This window comes from Mesorhizobium calcicola (assembly GCF_042682105.1).
Classification (GTDB): Bacteria; Pseudomonadota; Alphaproteobacteria; order Rhizobiales; family Rhizobiaceae; genus Mesorhizobium; species Mesorhizobium calcicola.
In genome coordinates this window covers 23,838-38,772 of record NZ_JBHUGY010000004.1, presented here as the reverse complement: position 1 = coordinate 38,772, position 14,935 = coordinate 23,838, and the positions used below count along the sequence as shown (strand labels likewise).

At 63.1% G+C, this 14,935-nt stretch carries 15 protein-coding genes and 3 pseudogenes; 8 read left to right on the top strand and 10 right to left on the bottom strand.

From position 1 onward, the window contains the following. Nucleotides 1-180 precede the first annotated feature (180 nt). Together ACFSQT_RS02925 and ACFSQT_RS02920 are read left to right on the top strand one after the other, a co-directional pair. Nucleotides 181-435 (top strand): DUF1344 domain-containing protein, encoded by a 255-nt coding sequence (locus ACFSQT_RS02925; protein WP_379016917.1) that lies wholly within the window; start codon nucleotides 181-183, stop codon nucleotides 433-435. A gap of 170 nt (nucleotides 436-605) precedes the next feature. Next, nucleotides 606-1,325, top strand: a complete 720-nt coding sequence (locus tag ACFSQT_RS02920; protein ID WP_379016918.1) for a carbonic anhydrase — start codon at nucleotides 606-608, stop codon at nucleotides 1,323-1,325. 74 nt (nucleotides 1,326-1,399) lie between these two features. On the opposite strand, the gene ACFSQT_RS02915 is transcribed toward ACFSQT_RS02920, so the two are convergent. The 3 genes from ACFSQT_RS02915 to ACFSQT_RS02905 all read right to left on the bottom strand — a co-directional run bounded on the left by ACFSQT_RS02915 (nucleotide 1,400) and on the right by ACFSQT_RS02905 (nucleotide 3,888). Then, nucleotides 1,400-1,987 carry a histidine phosphatase family protein gene (locus ACFSQT_RS02915; protein ID WP_379016919.1) on the bottom strand — a complete coding sequence of 196 codons (588 nt, stop codon included), beginning with the start codon at nucleotides 1,985-1,987 and terminating at the stop codon, nucleotides 1,400-1,402. A 45-nt stretch (nucleotides 1,988-2,032) separates the two neighbouring features. After that, nucleotides 2,033-2,851: an enoyl-ACP reductase FabI gene (gene fabI / locus ACFSQT_RS02910; protein WP_352600354.1), complete on the bottom strand. Its 819-nt coding sequence runs from the start codon at nucleotides 2,849-2,851 to the stop codon at nucleotides 2,033-2,035. A gap of 107 nt (nucleotides 2,852-2,958) precedes the next feature. Further along, nucleotides 2,959-3,888, bottom strand: a complete 930-nt coding sequence (locus ACFSQT_RS02905) for a DnaJ C-terminal domain-containing protein (protein ID WP_379016921.1) — start codon at nucleotides 3,886-3,888, stop codon at nucleotides 2,959-2,961. A 272-nt stretch (nucleotides 3,889-4,160) separates the two neighbouring features. On the opposite strand from ACFSQT_RS02905, the pseudogene ACFSQT_RS02900 reads away from it, so the two are divergent. After that, nucleotides 4,161-5,586: pseudogene (locus ACFSQT_RS02900) on the top strand (M20 family metallopeptidase). Between the two features lie 59 nt (nucleotides 5,587-5,645). Here the strand turns inward: ACFSQT_RS02900 and ACFSQT_RS02895 are convergent. Next, the gene (locus ACFSQT_RS02895; RefSeq protein ID WP_379016922.1) at nucleotides 5,646-6,107 is read right to left on the bottom strand and encodes an RT0821/Lpp0805 family surface protein; all 462 of its coding nucleotides are present in this window, start codon (nucleotides 6,105-6,107) and stop codon (nucleotides 5,646-5,648) included. A 59-nt stretch (nucleotides 6,108-6,166) separates the two neighbouring features. Between ACFSQT_RS02895 and pdxH (ACFSQT_RS02890) the strand changes: the two genes are divergently transcribed. Further along, nucleotides 6,167-6,784: a pyridoxamine 5'-phosphate oxidase gene (pdxH, locus tag ACFSQT_RS02890; RefSeq protein WP_379016923.1), complete on the top strand. Its 618-nt coding sequence runs from the start codon at nucleotides 6,167-6,169 to the stop codon at nucleotides 6,782-6,784. A gap of 3 nt (nucleotides 6,785-6,787) precedes the next feature. Here pdxH (ACFSQT_RS02890) and ACFSQT_RS02885 read toward each other — a convergent pair whose 3' ends face one another. Together ACFSQT_RS02885 and ACFSQT_RS02880 are read right to left on the bottom strand one after the other, a co-directional pair. Continuing rightward, nucleotides 6,788-7,540, bottom strand: coding sequence for a crotonase/enoyl-CoA hydratase family protein (locus tag ACFSQT_RS02885; protein ID WP_379016924.1), 753 nt, complete (start codon nucleotides 7,538-7,540; stop codon nucleotides 6,788-6,790). Between the two features lie 18 nt (nucleotides 7,541-7,558). Then, nucleotides 7,559-9,327: pseudogene (locus ACFSQT_RS02880) on the bottom strand (acyl-CoA dehydrogenase). A 135-nt stretch (nucleotides 9,328-9,462) separates the two neighbouring features. Between ACFSQT_RS02880 and ACFSQT_RS02875 the strand changes: the two are divergent. Both ACFSQT_RS02875 and ACFSQT_RS02870 read left to right on the top strand, forming a co-directional pair. Next, on the top strand, nucleotides 9,463-9,990 hold the full coding sequence (locus tag ACFSQT_RS02875) for a transporter substrate-binding domain-containing protein (RefSeq protein ID WP_379016929.1): 528 nt from the start codon (nucleotides 9,463-9,465) through the stop codon (nucleotides 9,988-9,990). A gap of 262 nt (nucleotides 9,991-10,252) precedes the next feature. Further along, nucleotides 10,253-10,498, top strand: a complete 246-nt coding sequence (locus ACFSQT_RS02870; RefSeq protein ID WP_379016928.1) for a hypothetical protein — start codon at nucleotides 10,253-10,255, stop codon at nucleotides 10,496-10,498. Nucleotides 10,499-10,576: 78 nt separating this feature from the next. On the opposite strand, the gene ACFSQT_RS02865 is transcribed toward ACFSQT_RS02870, so the two are convergent. The 3 genes from ACFSQT_RS02865 to ACFSQT_RS02855 form a co-directional block, all read right to left on the bottom strand. Beyond that, the gene (locus ACFSQT_RS02865) at nucleotides 10,577-10,957 is read right to left on the bottom strand and encodes a type 2 periplasmic-binding domain-containing protein (RefSeq protein ID WP_379016927.1); all 381 of its coding nucleotides are present in this window, start codon (nucleotides 10,955-10,957) and stop codon (nucleotides 10,577-10,579) included. Between the two features lie 127 nt (nucleotides 10,958-11,084). Then, nucleotides 11,085-11,390: a transporter substrate-binding domain-containing protein gene (locus ACFSQT_RS02860; protein WP_379016926.1), complete on the bottom strand. Its 306-nt coding sequence runs from the start codon at nucleotides 11,388-11,390 to the stop codon at nucleotides 11,085-11,087. Next, nucleotides 11,366-11,611, bottom strand: a complete 246-nt coding sequence (locus ACFSQT_RS02855; protein WP_379016925.1) for a hypothetical protein — start codon at nucleotides 11,609-11,611, stop codon at nucleotides 11,366-11,368. The genes ACFSQT_RS02860 and ACFSQT_RS02855 overlap by 25 nt, the downstream gene beginning before the upstream one ends. A gap of 134 nt (nucleotides 11,612-11,745) precedes the next feature. Between ACFSQT_RS02855 and ACFSQT_RS02850 the strand changes: the two are divergent. Then, nucleotides 11,746-13,516: pseudogene (locus tag ACFSQT_RS02850) on the top strand (acyl-CoA dehydrogenase). An 18-nt stretch (nucleotides 13,517-13,534) separates the two neighbouring features. Further along, on the top strand, nucleotides 13,535-14,287 hold the full coding sequence (locus tag ACFSQT_RS02845; RefSeq protein ID WP_379016924.1) for a crotonase/enoyl-CoA hydratase family protein: 753 nt from the start codon (nucleotides 13,535-13,537) through the stop codon (nucleotides 14,285-14,287). Nucleotides 14,288-14,290: 3 nt separating this feature from the next. On the opposite strand, the gene pdxH (ACFSQT_RS02840) is transcribed toward ACFSQT_RS02845, so the two are convergent. Then, a complete protein-coding gene (pdxH, locus tag ACFSQT_RS02840; protein WP_379016923.1) occupies nucleotides 14,291-14,908 on the bottom strand; it encodes a pyridoxamine 5'-phosphate oxidase in 618 nt (205 codons plus the stop codon). Nucleotides 14,909-14,935 lie beyond the last annotated feature (27 nt).

Genomic DNA, 14,935 nt, shown 5'->3' with positions numbered 1-14,935 from the left:
TCTTGCGCTCCAAGTTGACGCGCGGCGCTGCAGTCTGCCTTCTATTGGCGTTTTTCACAGGGGTCAAACTGTGATCTGGCGGATTTAGTTTTGACACATTCGGTTGGTTTCTGCTCTCTTCCATCAGTCAGCCATCGCCTGCCGCCGCCATGCCGGTGCAATGACAAAAGAGGAACGATTATGCGTACCCTGATTGGCGCCGTCGCCGCCACGCTGCTGCTTTCCACCGCCGCTTTCGCCGGCCAGACCGAAGGCCTGATCAAGAAGATCGACAAGGACACGGCGACGCTGACGCTGGATGACGGCAAGTCCTACAAGCTGAATGCCGAGACAGATCTCGACGCGCTGAAGCCGGGCATGGATGTCGTCCTCGCCTACGATGAGACCAATGGCGAGAACATCGTCACCGACATGGAATTGCCGGACACCGAATAAGAGCTTTCCAGCTCCGCACAGCCAGAGTCCGACAAGGCCGGAATCGGCCACCTTCTAAACAGCTTGGACGCGCCGGGCGAGGGCTGGCCCTTGCCAATGCCTTCCGTTGGTAGCAATGTCGGCTCGGGTGGATCTCGAACAATATCGGAGATCCGGGGCGGAGCCGAACAATGTGCAGCGACTGCGAGCGCGAAGGGGTCGACCGGAGGGGTTTCCTCAAGGTCGGCGCGGGGCTCCTTGCGATCGGGCTTGGCGGCGCTTCGTGGTCGGCGCGTGCGGCAGAGAGTGCTGCGCCGGCATTGTCCCCCGATGCAGCGCTCGCCGCGCTGAAATCCGGCAACGAACTCTATGTCAGCCACCCGGAACTGTGCTCGATCGACCTTGCCGCGCAGCGGAAGGCTGTCGCCGGGCATCAGGCGCCATGGGCCACGGTCATCAGTTGCGCCGACAGTCGCGTTCCGCCTGAGTTGATCTTCGGCGGCCAAGGCGTTGGAGAACTGTTCGTCGCGCGGAACGCTGGCAATCTCGTCGACACGGCGACGCTCGGCACGGTCGAATACGGCGCGGCGGTGCTCGGCTCGCCGTTGATCGTCGTCCTCGCGCACACGAGCTGCGGTGCCGTCAAGGCGGCTTGTGACGTGGTCACCAAGAACGCGACCTATCCGGGCGCGATCGGCCCGATGATCGAACCGATCCTGCCTGCGGCGATCGCGGTGCGGAGCGAGGCGGGCGATTTCGTAGACAACGCCGCCAAGGAGAGCGCGCGCAGGACTTTGAGGCGCCTGGCCGTTTCAAGCAAGCTCCTGGCCGATCTCACCGGGGCCGGGAAGCTGAAGATCGTCGCGGCAATCTACGATCTTGAAACGGGTGTGGTGACCTACATCGAATGAGACGTTCTTCCGGGACGGATGGGGTCGAGAATTGGGAACCTTCTAAACCAATCTCGGATGAATAACCTTTCCAGCTACAGCCACTCCAGGCGTTCACCCTGCAGCCTGAGCACGCGATCCTGCGGTATTTCCAGGTTTGCTGCCTCGTTCTCCGCCATCCCCTCCACGAAGCGAAACAGGGCCCGCATGACCCCGCCATGCGTTACGCAGATCGTCTGGCGCTGGATCGCCTCGAACCAGGGTTTCACCCGTTCGAGCAGCATCTGGTAACTCTCCGCGCCCTCGCCGGGCGGCTGGAAGTTCCATTTGTCCAGCGCGCGTGTCCGGCGCGCCCCTGGATACTGCGTCTTGAGCTCGGCATAGGTAAAACCCTGCCAATCGCCGAAATTGACTTCCACCAGGCGAGGATCGGTTCGATAGCCATCCGGATCGAGCTTCATCGCGGTGCGGATGCGCTGCATCGTTTCGCGCGTCCGCTTCATTGGGCTGGCGACGAAATCGAAATCCGCGGGATTTTGCACCAACTCGGCCAGCCGATGACCGTTTCCGGTCGCCTGCTCGCGGCCAAGCGCATTGAGGTCGGTGTCGGCCTGCCCCTGAAGCCGGGATTCGGCGTTCCACGCGGTCTGGCCGTGGCGCACGATATAAACCAGCGGGTACATCAGGTCTTCCGGTACGAGGTCTGGACGGACGACGGTTCGTGGGTGTCAGTCCTTGACCGTCGAAATGTCCGGGGCGTCGACCGCCTTCATGCCGACGACGTGGTAGCCTGAATCGACATGATGCACCTCACCGGTGACGCCGCGCGACAGATCGGACAGGAAATAGACGCCGGAATCGCCGACTTCCTCCTGCGTCACCGTCTGCTTCAGCGGCGAATTGTATTCGTTCCATTTCAGGATGTAGCGGAAATCGCCGATACCGGATGCGGCAAGCGTCTTGATCGGGCCGGCCGAGATGGCGTTGACGCGAATCTTCTTGGCGCCGAGGTCGACGGCCAGATAACGCACGCTGGCCTCGAGCGCCGCCTTGGCGACACCCATGACGTTGTAGTGCGGCATCACCTTTTCGGCGCCATAATAGGTCAGCGTCAGCAGCGAGCCACCATTGGTCATCAGCGCCTCGGCACGCTTGGCAATGGTGGTGAAGGAATAGACCGAAATGTCCATGGTGCGCAGGAAATTGTCGCGCGTCGTCTCGACGTAACGGCCGGTCAGCTCGTCCTTGTCGGAAAAGGCGATGGCGTGGACGAGGAAATCAAGCTTGCCCCAATGCCTGGCGACATTGGCGAAAACCTCGTCCAGGCTCGCCGGATCGGTGACGTCGCAATGGCCGGCGACAAAGGCGCCGAGTTCCGCCGCCAGCGGCTCGACACGCTTCTTGAACGCCTCGCCCTGATAGGTGAGCGCGATCTCGGCGCCATGGTCGACGCAGGCCTTGGCGATGCCATAGGCGATCGATCTGTTGTTGGCGACGCCAAGAATAAGGCCGCGCTTGCCGGCCATAAGGCCCTGTCCACCCGCCATGTCAGCGCTCTCCGCAAGATTTTCAGCTTTGTGGAGTGCCCTATCGCACAGGCACACTGCCCCTTCAAGCGTTCAAACCGGACAGTTCGGGGGACAAAAGCCGCCAATCAGCCTTTTTGACCGCGCAACAGCGCTTCGAGCGCGCTATCGCCGCCTTCCGGCAGCATGATCCGCACATGGGCATAGAGATCGCCATGGCCGCCGGCTTTCTCCGGCAGACCCCTGCCCTTCAACCGCAGGACCTTGTCCGAGCTCGACCAGGCGGGAACGTTGACCGCCAGCTTGCCGGTCGGCGTCTCGACGGGAACCTTGGCGCCGAGCACCGCATCCGCCAGCGTCACCGGCAGATCGGCATGCAGGTCGCGGCCCTCGATGCGGTAGCGCGGATGCCGGCGCAGATGAATCTTGACCAGCGCATCGCCCGGCTGGCCCGGCCCTTGCTCGCCTTGCCCCTTCAGCCGGATGGTCTGGCCGTCCTCGACATAGGCCGGCAGCTTGACCGCCACCTTGCGGCCGTCTGGAAACATCGCCGTCACCTTTTCGGCGGTCGCCGCTTCCTCGATGGTGACGTCGAGGGTCACGTTCAGATCGGCGGCGGTGGCCTGCTGGCGGCGGTCGCCCGTGCCGGGGCCGCGCGCGCCCGAAAAGGCGTCGCCGAAAATCTGGCTGAAGATATCGCTGTTGCCGTCGAACGGATCGCCGCCCGGACGGCCCGAGCGGAATTCGAATCGCGAACCGCCAGGCCCTTGCTGCCGGCGAAACCCGGCGAAGGGATCACCGCCACCGGCAGCGCCCTCAAAACCCTGGAAACGCGGCTTGCCGTCGGCGTCGATCTCGCCGCGATCGAACGCGGCGCGATTCTTCTCGTCGCCGACGATCTCGTAGGCCTGGTTGGCCGCGGCAAAACGGTCCTTCGCCTTGGGATCATTCGGATTCTGGTCCGGATGATGCTTCTTGGCAAGTTTCCGGTACGCCGATTTTATGTCCTTGGCCGATGCGTTCTTGGCAACGCCCAGCACCTCATAGGGGTCGCGCATGCGTCCTGCCTGCAAGAAGGGGTGAATCTACAGTTGCCTCTATATGCGCTCGCATAGGAAGAAATTCCAGTGGCGCATAGCCACATAGACGGCGAAATTGAAGCGAGCTTCTACTATCGCCTTAATCTCTTGCGCGCTCCAATTGTTCGCTTCCGAAACCTGGCGAATGTCGGCCATCGGGCGCGCCAAGCGTTCATTCCCAGCCAAATACCGTCAACGGCATGGCGGAATGGATACTGGCCGTCTAAGACCACCGATGTTAGGCTGAAGGCATGACGCGCGAGGCTGCGATAGCGCGATCGGAGGCCTACTTCGATTCAGGCGCTTTTCGGGAGGATTTGGCCCGTCGGATTGGCATGCCAACAGAAAGCCAGAACCCTGATCGCGAACATGTGCTGGTTGAATATATCGAGGCTGAGATAAAGCCGACATTCGAACTGCTTGGCTTTGCCTGCCGAACGCTTAGCCAGGACGGCTGGCCATTCTTTTTCGCCGAACGCACAGAGGACGCGACACGTCCGACGGTACTTGGCTATGGCCACGGCGACGCAATTCGCGGGTTGGATGACGAGTGGGACGAGGGACTTTCCCCGTGGCGTCTGACCGAACGTGACAACAAATGGTACGGACGCGGCGTCGCCGACAACAAGGGCCAGCATTCGATCAACGTCGGCGCTCTTCGAGCCGTGATCGAGACGCGCGGAAGGCTCGGCTTCAATGCCAAGTATCTGATCGAAATGGGGGAAGAACGGGTCTCGCCTGGCCTGCGGGAACTGGCCAAGACCCACAAGGAATTATTCCGATCGGACGTGCTGATCGCCTCGGATGGTCCCCGCCTCTCCGCCGAAAGGCCGACCGTTTTTTGGGCTCACGCGGCTCTATCTCCTTCGACATCTGGATCGACGCGCGGAAGGGCAGCCATCATTCGGGAAACTGGGGCGGTCTCCTCTCGGATCCCGCCATTCAACTTGCCCATGCCATTGCGAGCATCACCGAACCGACTGGAAAAATTCGGATTCCGGAGTGGCTTCCGACAAGCATTCCCGACGATGTGCGACGCGTGCTTGCGGACTGTGAGGTGGAGAACGGCACGGAGGAGCCCAAGATCGATCTCGATTGGGGCGAGCCTGGCCTGACCTCTGCGGAGAAGGTTTTTGCGTGGTGCTCATTTTCGGTTCTGGCTCTCGAGGCGGGGAACCCAAGGACGCCTGTTGGCGCCATCCCATCCCGAGCCTGGGCGCGTTGCCAGCTTCGCTTCGTCATCGGCGTGGACGTGCAGAAAATCCTCCCTGCCTTGCGCCGTCATCTGGACCGCAACGGATTTTCGACCGTGCAGATTGCGAAAGCACGCGACGAAGTTTTTCACGCGACGCGGCTCGATCCGAAGCACCCATGGGTCAGTTGGGTGGTAGATTCGATTGCCCGTACGACGGGAAAGAAACCGCTATTCTGCCAAGCCTCGGTGGGTCACTCCCGAACGACGTCTTTTCCGAAATTCTTGAAATGGCGACCATTTGGGTTCCGCATTCTTATCCGGGGTGTTCGCAGCACGCGCCCAATGAGCATCTGCCGGTTGCCATTGTCCGAGAAGGCTTGGGGCTGATGGCAGGACTTTACTGGGATTTGGGCGAGCCGAATGGACAGCCAATGACTCGCTCAGGCCTTCGGAAAGCAGACATTGATGTCGATGCCACTTGAGGTCGGCTCTTGGCGCATAATCGCCTATCGATGTGGGCCAAACATGTGGTCTGGAACACTTAAAGCGCCTTGAAGTCCTGCATGTGCCAGCTACCGGCACTGGCCAGGCAGAGTTCGCCTTCGAACATGGCAACGCCATCAAAGCTTTCGCGCGAGGCCATGAAACGGCGGCATGTCTGGCCCTTGTCCTTCAATTCGGCCAGCCCGGTGATAGAGCCGCGTGACCCGGTACCGGCATTCGCCCACGGCACGGCCTGACCGCCGAGTTGCTCGATGTCGGCCGAGGACACCGCATTGCCGATCGTCGTCTGGTCGGAGTCGCGATCCGAACTGGCCGGCGCGGATGGGGCGGAGGTGCTGCTGGTCAGAATCGACCGATCAACTTCTGCTTTTTGCAGGCTGAAGCCACCCGCGCCGCAGGCGGCAAGCGGCAGGACGATCATCACGATCGCGGCTTTGGCGCTGGCTGAAGCAATTAGGCTGCTTTGCCTGCTGTCAAAAGCTTGCGCGATACGCGACAATCGGCAACCTCCCCTTGCTCCATAAGAATCTTTGGCTTCGCAACAATTTGAGAAAAACTATGAGTGACACAGAGTTAACAAGCCGTGACTTTACCGAGGCGGCGGAGCCGTTTCGCCTTTTTGCTGCATGGCTGGAGGACGCCACCAAAAGCGAAATGAACGACCCCAACGGCGTGGCGCTGGCGACCGTCGATGCCGACGGCATGCCGGATGTACGGATGGTACTGCTCAAGGGGTTCGATGAAGGCGGTTTTGTGTTCTATACGAATTTCGAGAGCGCCAAGGGCCAGCAAATTCTTGGCAGCATGAAGGCGGCGATGTGTTTCCATTGGAAATCGCTGCGCCGCCAGGTGCGTGTGCGCGGTCCGGTGGAGATCGTCAGCGACGCCGAAGCCGACGCCTACTACGCGACGCGACCGCGCGGCAGCCGCATCGGCGCCTGGGCTTCGAAACAGTCGCGGCCGCTAGAAAGCCGCTTTGCACTGGAAAAGGCGGTGGCCGAATACACGGCACGCTATCCGATCGGCGAAATTCCACGGCCAAAGCATTGGTCGGGTTTCCGCATCGTGCCCACGACCATCGAGTTCTGGCACGACCGACCGTTCCGGCTGCATGACCGTGTGGTCTTTTCGCGCGATACGAAAGGCGGCTGGGGCAAGACGAGGCTTTACCCCTAAAGCTCAGGCTTTCTTCCTGGTCATGAACGCCGTGAGCGCGGCGCGCGCTTCATCCGATTTCAGCCGCGCGCGGAAATGCTCGCTTTCCTCGCCGATGCGGGCGACGAGGTCGTCGCGCGAGCCGCGCATCAGGTCACGCGCGATCTTCAGCGCCTGCGGCGGCTTGGCCGCGATCTGGCCGGCCGCCGCCAGCACCGAGGCCTCCAGCGCGTCTTCCTCGACCACATCGTAGATCAGGCCGGCGGCCTTCGCCCGTTCGGCCGAAAAGCCCTCGCCAAGGCCGAGCAGCGCGAAAGCACCCTGCTGCCCCAGGATGCGCGGCGCCAAAAGGCTCGATCCTGCTTCGGGCACCAGTCCGAGATCGACGAAAGGCGTCCTGAACACAGTGCGCGGCGTGGCGAAGGTCAGGTCGCAATGCAGGTTGAGCGTCGTGCCGATGCCGACCGCGATGCCGTCGACGCCGGAGACCATGGGCTTTTCGATCCTGGCCAGCGCCATCAGGAAGTCCCAGACCTCGGTGCCGCCGTCGCCGCCGGTGGCGACGACCATGAAATCGGCCAGGTCGTTGCCGGAGGAGAAGGCGCCTGGCACGCCGAGGAACACATGGACACGGATTGCCTGGTCGGCGTCGCCCTCGGCCAGGGCTTTTGACATTTTCGCATACATGGCGCGCGTCAGCGCGTTCTTCTTGTCCGGCCGGTTCATGCGGATGATCTGGATGGCGCCCTGGCGCTCGACGAGGATATGATCTGTCACGGTTTTTCCTTGTGAACGTCAGGCAGAGATGAGCGCCTTGCCGGCAGCGGCAAGGCTTTCGGCGCCGCCGGTGACGCGCTCCTTCAAGGCGCGCGTTTCGCCAAGCAGATTCTCGGCGAAGAAGCGGCAAAGCGGGACGCGGCTATGATCGGCGAGCCCGCCTTGCGCCAGATAGGCACCACCGGCGGCGAGCGAGATCAGCCTGAGATAGGGCGTGGCGCCCGCCTGGGCCGCATCCAAATGGCCATCGGCCATCAGCTTCTGCAGGAAGCGCGTCGCTTCGGTGAGGTCGTCGAGTGCCTGGTCGAGCGCATCGGCGGTGCGGCCAAAGCCTTCGACGTTGGAGATCCGCACCGCATCGGCGACCGCCTTCAGTTCGGCAATGTATCTATGCACATGCTCGCCGCCGCCCAGCGGCAGCTTGCGCGCCACAAGGTCAATGGCCTGGATGCCATTGGTGCCCTCGTAGATCGGGGCGATTCTGGCATCGCGATAGAGCGCCGCCGCGCCCGTCTCCTCGATGAAGCCCATGCCGCCATGCACCTGGACACCCAGCGAGGCGACCTCGACGCCAACATCGGTCGAGAAGGCTTTTGCCAAAGGTGTCAGCAGGTTGGCGCGGTCGCGCCAGTTGGCGGCGGCCTCGCCTCCGGCGACGCGGGCGCGGTCAATGGCGTGGGCGCAGGAATAGCTGATGGCGCGCGCGATCTGGGTCAGCGCCTGCATGGTGAGCAGATTGCGCTGTACGTCGGGGTGATGGACGATCGGCGCCATACCGGCGCCGCCGTAGCCTGCGGCCTTACCCTGACGACGCTCATTGGCATAGGCGATCGCCTTCTGGGTAGCGGTCTCGGCCACCGCCACGCCCTGCATGCCGACGGCGAGACGCGCATTGTTCATCATGGTGAACATGCAGGCGAGGCCCTTGTTCTCCTCGCCGATCAGCCAGCCGATGGCGCCGGGCGCAGCGCCCCCAAAACCATCGCCATAGATCATGGTGCAGGTCGGCGAGGCATGGATGCCGAGCTTATGCTCCAGGCCGGAGCAGAAGACGTCGTTGCGCGCGCCCAGCGATCCATCGTCGCCGACCAGGAATTTCGGCACCAGGAACAGCGATATGCCGCGCGTGCCGGCCGGCGCATCGGGCAGCCGCGCCAGAACCAGATGGATGATGTTGTCGGTGAAGTCGTGCTCGCCATAGGTGATGAAGATCTTCTGGCCGAAGATGCGGTAGGTGCCATCGCCCACCGGCTCGGCGCGGGCGCGCAAGGCATTGAGGTCCGAGCCGGCCTGCGGCTCGGTCAGGTTCATCGTGCCCATCCACTCGCCGGAGACGAGCTTTGCCAGATATTTGGCCTTGAGCGCCTCGGAGGCATGCTTGTCGAGCGCCTCGACCGCGCCCATGGTCAGCGTCGGGCCGATGCCGAAGGCCATAGCGGCGGAGTTCCACATTTCGAGCGCGGCAACGGCAAGCATGGTGGGCAGGCCCTGGCCGCCAAACTCCTCCGGTCCTGAAAGTGCGTTCCAGCCGCCGTCGATCCAGCGCCGGTAAAGCTCCTTCCAGCCGGGTGGCGTGGTGACGGCCGCGTCCTTCAGCACCGCGCCATGCTCGTCGCCGATCTTGTAGAGTGGCGCGACTTCGTCGGTGGCGAAGCGGCCGCCTCGGCCAGGATGGCATCGACCAGATCCTCGCCGAGATCGCCGAAGGTGCCGGCATCAAGGGCCGGCTTGAGACCAGCCACGCGCTTGAGCGTGAAAGCGATATCCTCGACCGCTGCCCGATACATGCCGCTCCCATCCTCCTGAACCATCGGCTGACTGATCCTAGGACCCGCACTGCCGCAAACCATCCGCCTTTGGGCGGCGGTCTCCCATCTTCTCAACAAGAAACACGAACAACCTCAACAGTGGAGACAATCAACATGAAAATGATGCAATGGGGGGCTGCGGCCCTGGCCCTGGGGCTCGTGCATTTCGCAGTGCCGGCCGAGGCCGCCGGCGGCAAGACGCTCGAAACCGTCAAGGCGCGCGGCGTGCTCAACTGCACCGGCCATGACGGCTCCTATCTCGGCTTTGCCGAGGTGGACGACAAGGGCAACTGGAAGGGCATGGACATCGACCTTTGCCGGGCTGTGGCCACCGCCGTGTTCGGCGATCCGGCGAAATTGAAGATCGTGCCGATCAGCTGGGCGCAGCGCTGGCCGTCGCTGCAGTCGGGCGATATCGACATCGTCATCAAGGCCTCGGGCGGCACGCTGAGCCGCGACACGGAACTGGGGCTCCAGTTCTCGATGTCGTACTACCTCGGCACGACCAAGGTGATGGCGCACAAGGAGCTCAACCTGAAGTCGCTCAAGGACGCACAGGGCGGCACGATCTGCATCCCTGCGGGCACAACCATCGAACAGCAGGTCGCTGCCTACAGCCCAGAAGATCGGAATCAAGCTTGAGCCGGTCGTCATCGAAAAGACGGAAGAGCTCGAACAGGCCTACTTCTCCGGCCGTTGCGACCTCTATGCGCAATGGGGTCCGGTCCTCGCCATCGCGCGTGTGGCCAAGGGCAAGGTCGAAGACCATGTGATCCTGCCTGACGTGATCGCGGTCGAGCCGAGGTCATGATCGTGCGGCAGGGCGACGACAATTGGGTCGACGTCGCCAACTGGACGCTCAGCGCCCTGCTCTTCGCCGAACAGGAAGGCATCACCTCCAAGAATGTCGACGAGATCAAGGCCAAGCCGACATCGGCCGGCGGTCGCCAAGTTCCTGGGTGCGGCACCGGGCATGGGCAAGGGTCTCGGCCTGCCCGACGACTGGGCCTACAACGTCATCAAGAAGGTCGGAAACTATTCGGAGATCTTCGATCGCGATCTCGGCAAGGACTCGCCCTACAAGATGGATCGTGACCTGACCAACCTCTGGAACAATGGCGGCGTCCTGTTCCCGCTGGTGATCGACTGATCCGTTCTTAACGCATCCCACCCTCGCCCCGCCCGGCACGAGCCGGGCGGGGCGAGGGTGGGATGCGTTAAGAACGGATCAGTCGATCACCAGCGGGAACAGGACGCCGCCATTGTTCCAGAGGTTGGTCAGGTCACGATCCATCTTGTAGGGCGAGTCCTTGCCGAGATCGCGATCGAAGATCTCCGAATAGTTTCCGACCTTCTTGATGACGTTGTAGGCCCAGTCGTCGGGCAGGCCGAGACCCTTGCCCATGCCCGGTGCCGCACCCAGGAACTTGGCGACCGCCGGCGATGTCGGCTTGGCCTTGATCTCGTCGACATTCTTGGAGGTGATGCCTTCCTGTTCGGCGAAGAGCAGGGCGCTGAGCGTCCAGTTGGCGACGTCGACCCAATTGTCGTCGCCCTGCCGCACGATCATGACCTCCGGCTCGACCGCGATCACGTCAGGCAGGATCACATGGTCTTCGACCTTGCCTTGGCCACACGCGCGATGGCGAGGACCGGACCCCATTGCGCATAGAGGTCGCAACGGCCGGAGAAGTAGGCCTGTTTCGAGCTCTTCCGTCTTTTCGATGACGACCGGCTCAAGCTTGATTCCGATCTTCTGGCTGTAGGCAGCGACCTGCTGTTCGATGGTTGTTGCCCGCAGGGATGCAGATCGTGCCGCCCTGTGCGTCCTTGAGCGACTTCAGGTTGAGCTCCTTGTGCGCCATCACCTTGGTCGTGCCGAGGTAGTACGACATCGAGAACTGGAGCCCCAGTTCCGTGTCGCGGCTCAGCGTGCCGCCCGAGGCCTTGATGACGATGTCGATATCGCCCGACTGCAGCGACGGCCAGCGCTGCGCCCAGCTGATCGGCACGATCTTCAATTTCGCCGGATCGCCGAACACGCGGTGGCCACAGCCCGGCAAAGGTCGATGTCCATGCCCTTCCAGTTGCCCTTGTCGTCCACCTCGGCAAAGCCGAGATAGGAGCCGTCATGGCCGGTGCAGTTGAGCACGCCGCGCGCCTTGACGGTTCGAGCGTCTTGCCGCCGGCGGCCTCGGCCGGCACTGCGAAATGCACGAGCCCCCAGGGCCAGGGCCGCAGCCCCCCATTGCATCATTTTCATGTTGATTGTCTCCACTGTTGAGGTTGTTCGGTTTCTTGTTGAGAAGATGGGAGACCGCCGCCCAAAGGCGGATGGTTTTGCGGCAGTGCGGGTCCTAGGATCAGTCAGCCGATGGTTCAGGAGGAGGGAGCGGCATGTATCGGGCAGCGGTCGAGGATATCGCTTTCACGCTCAAGCGCGTGGCTGGTCTCAAGCCGGCCCTTGATGCCGGCACCTTCGGCGATCTCGGCGAGGATCTGGTCGATGCCATCCTGGCCGAGGCCGGCCGCTTCGCCACCGACGAAGTCGCGCCACTCTACAAGATCGGCGACGAGCATGGCGCGGTGCTGAAGGACGCGGCCGTCACCACGCCACCCGGCTGGAAGGAGCTTTACCGGCGCTGGATCGACGGCGGCTGGAACGCACTTTCAGGACCGGAGGAGTTTGGGCGGCCAGGGCCTGCCCACCATGCTTGCCGTTGCCGCGCTCGAAATGTGGAACTCCGCCGCTATGGCCTTCGGCATCGGCCCGACGCTGACCATGGGCGCGGTCGAGGCGCTCGACAAGCATGCCTCCGAGGCGCTCAAGGCCAAATATCTGGCAAAGCTCGTCTCCGGCGAGTGGATGGGCACGATGAACCTGACCGAGCCGCAGGCCGGCTCGGACCTCAATGCCTTGCGCGCCCGCGCCGAGCCGGTGGGCGATGGCACCTACCGCATCTTCGGCCAGAAGATCTTCATCACCTATGGCGAGCACGACTTCACCGACAACATCATCCATCTGGTTCTGGCGCGGCTGCCCGATGCGCCGGCCGGCACGCGCGGCATATCGCTGTTCCTGGTGCCGAAATTCCTGGTCGGCGACGATGGATCGCTGGGCGCGCGCAACGACGTCTTCTGCTCCGGCCTGGAGCATAAGCTCGGCATCCATGCCTCGCCGACCTGCACCATGATCTATGGCGATGGTTTTGGGGGCGCTGCGCCCGGCGCCATCGGCTGGCTGATCGGCGAGGAGAACAAGGGCCTCGCCTGCATGTTCACCATGATGAACAATGCGCGTCTCGCCGTCGGCATGCAGGGCGTGGCGGTGGCCGAGACCGCTACCCAGAAGGCGATCGCCTATGCCAATGAGCGTCGTCAGGGTAAGGCCGCAGGCTACGGCGGCGCCGGTATGGCGCCGATCGTCCATCACCCCGACGTACAGCGCAATCTGCTCACCATGCAGGCGCTGACCCAGATCGCGCGCGCCATCAGCTATTCCTGCGCCCACGCCATTGACCGCGCCCGCGTCGCCGGAGGCGAGGCCGCCGCCAACTGGCGCGACCGCGCCAACCTGCTGACACCTTTGGCAAAAGCCTTCTCGACCGATGTTGGCGTCGAGGTCGCCTCGCTGGGTGTCCAGGTGCATGGCGGCATGGGCTTCATCGAGGAGACGGGCGCGGCGGCGCTCTATCGCGATGCCAGAATCGCCCCGATCTACGAGGGCACCAATGGCATCCAGGCCATTGACCTTGTGGCGCGCAAGCTGCCGCTGGGCGGCGGCGAGCATGTGCATAGATACATTGCCGAACTGAAGGCGGTCGCCGATGCGGTGCGGATCTCCAACGTCGAAGGCTTTGGCCGCACCGCCGATGCGCTCGACCAGGCACTCGACGACCTCACCGAAGCGACGCGCTTCCTGCAGAAGCTGATGGCCGATGGCCATTTGGATGCGGCCCAGGCGGGCGCCACGCCCTATCTCAGGCTGATCTCGCTCGCCGCCGGTGGTGCCTATCTGGCGCAAGGCGGGCTCGCCGATCATAGCCGCGTCCCGCTTTGCCGCTTCTTCGCCGAGAATCTGCTTGGCGAAACGCGCGCCTTGAAGGAGCGCGTCACCGGCGGCGCCGAAAGCCTTGCCGCTGCCGGCAAGGCGCTCATCTCTGCCTGACGTTCACAAGGAAAAACCGTGACAGATCATATCCTCGTCGAGCGCCAGGGCGCCATCCAGATCATCCGCATGAACCGGCCGGACAAGAAGAACGCGCTGACGCGCGCCATGTATGCGAAAATGTCAAAAGCCCTGGCCGAGGGCGACGCCGACCAGGCAATCCGTGTCCATGTGTTCCTCGGCGTGCCAGGCGCCTTCTCCTCCGGCAACGACCTGGCCGATTTCATGGTCGTCGCCACCGGCGGCGACGGCGGCACCGAGGTCTGGGACTTCCTGATGGCGCTGGCCAGGATCGAAAAGCCCATGGTCTCCGGCGTCGACGGCATCGCGGTCGGCATCGGCACGACGCTCAACCTGCATTGCGACCTGACCTTCGCCACGCCGCGCACTGTGTTCAGGACGCCTTTCGTCGATCTCGGACTGGTGCCCGAAGCAGGATCGAGCCTTTTGGCGCCGCGCATCCTGGGGCAGCAGGGTGCTTTCGCGCTGCTCGGCCTTGGCGAGGGCTTTTCGGCCGAACGGGCGAAGGCCGCCGGCCTGATCTACGATGTGGTCGAGGAAGACGCGCTGGAGGCCTCGGTGCTGGCGGCGGCCGGCCAGATCGCGGCCAAGCCGCCGCAGGCGCTGAAGATCGCGCGTGACCTGATGCGCGGCTCGCGCGACGACCTCGTCGCCCGCATCGGCGAGGAAAGCGAGCATTTCCGCGCGCGGCTGAAATCGGATGAAGCGCGCGCCGCGCTCACGGCGTTCATGACCAGGAAGAAAGCCTGAGCTTTAGGGGTAAAGCCTCGTCTTGCCCCAGCCGCCTTTCGTATCGCGCGAAAAGACCACACGGTCATGCAGCCGGAACGGTCGGTCGTGCCAGAACTCGATGGTCGTGGGCACGATGCGGAAACCCGACCAATGCTTTGGCCGTGGAATTTCGCCGATCGGATAGCGTGCCGTGTATTCGGCCACCGCCTTTTCCAGTGCAAAGCGGCTTTCTAGCGGCCGCGACTGTTTCGAAGCCCAGGCGCCGATGCGGCTGCCGCGCGGTCGCGTCGCGTAGTAGGCGTCGGCTTCGGCGTCGCTGACGATCTCCACCGGACCGCGCACACGCACCTGGCGGCGCAGCGATTTCCAATGGAAACACATCGCCGCCTTCATGCTGCCAAGAATTTGCTGGCCCTTGGCGCTCTCGAAATTCGTATAGAACACAAAACCGCCTTCATCGAACCCCTTGAGCAGTACCATCCGTACATCCGGCATGCCGTCGGCATCGACGGTCGCCAGCGCCACGCCGTTGGGGTCGTTCATTTCGCTTTTGGTGGCGTCCTCCAGCCATGCAGCAAAAAGGCGAAACGGCTCCGCCGCCTCGGTAAAGTCACGGCTTGTTAACTCTGTGTCACTCATAGTTTTTCTCAAATTGTTGCGAAGCCA

Excerpts from the sequence above, each read along its gene's own strand:
- ACFSQT_RS02925 (WP_379016917.1), top strand. The coding sequence starts at position 181 with ATGCGTACCCTGATTGGCGCCGTCGCCGCCACGCTGCTGCTTTCCACC.
- ACFSQT_RS02920 (WP_379016918.1), top strand. The coding sequence starts at position 606 with ATGTGCAGCGACTGCGAGCGCGAAGGGGTCGACCGGAGGGGTTTCCTC.
- ACFSQT_RS02915 (WP_379016919.1), bottom strand. The coding sequence starts at position 1,987 with ATGTACCCGCTGGTTTATATCGTGCGCCACGGCCAGACCGCGTGGAAC.
- fabI (WP_352600354.1), bottom strand. The coding sequence starts at position 2,851 with ATGGCGGGTGGACAGGGCCTTATGGCCGGCAAGCGCGGCCTTATTCTT.
- ACFSQT_RS02905 (WP_379016921.1), bottom strand. The coding sequence starts at position 3,888 with ATGCGCGACCCCTATGAGGTGCTGGGCGTTGCCAAGAACGCATCGGCC.
- pdxH (WP_379016923.1), top strand. The coding sequence starts at position 6,167 with ATGAGTGACACAGAGTTAACAAGCCGTGACTTTACCGAGGCGGCGGAG.
- ACFSQT_RS02875 (WP_379016929.1), top strand. The coding sequence starts at position 9,463 with ATGAAAATGATGCAATGGGGGGCTGCGGCCCTGGCCCTGGGGCTCGTG.
- ACFSQT_RS02870 (WP_379016928.1), top strand. The coding sequence starts at position 10,253 with ATGTCGACGAGATCAAGGCCAAGCCGACATCGGCCGGCGGTCGCCAAG.
- ACFSQT_RS02855 (WP_379016925.1), bottom strand. The coding sequence starts at position 11,611 with ATGAAAATGATGCAATGGGGGGCTGCGGCCCTGGCCCTGGGGGCTCGT.
- pdxH (WP_379016923.1), bottom strand. The coding sequence starts at position 14,908 with ATGAGTGACACAGAGTTAACAAGCCGTGACTTTACCGAGGCGGCGGAG.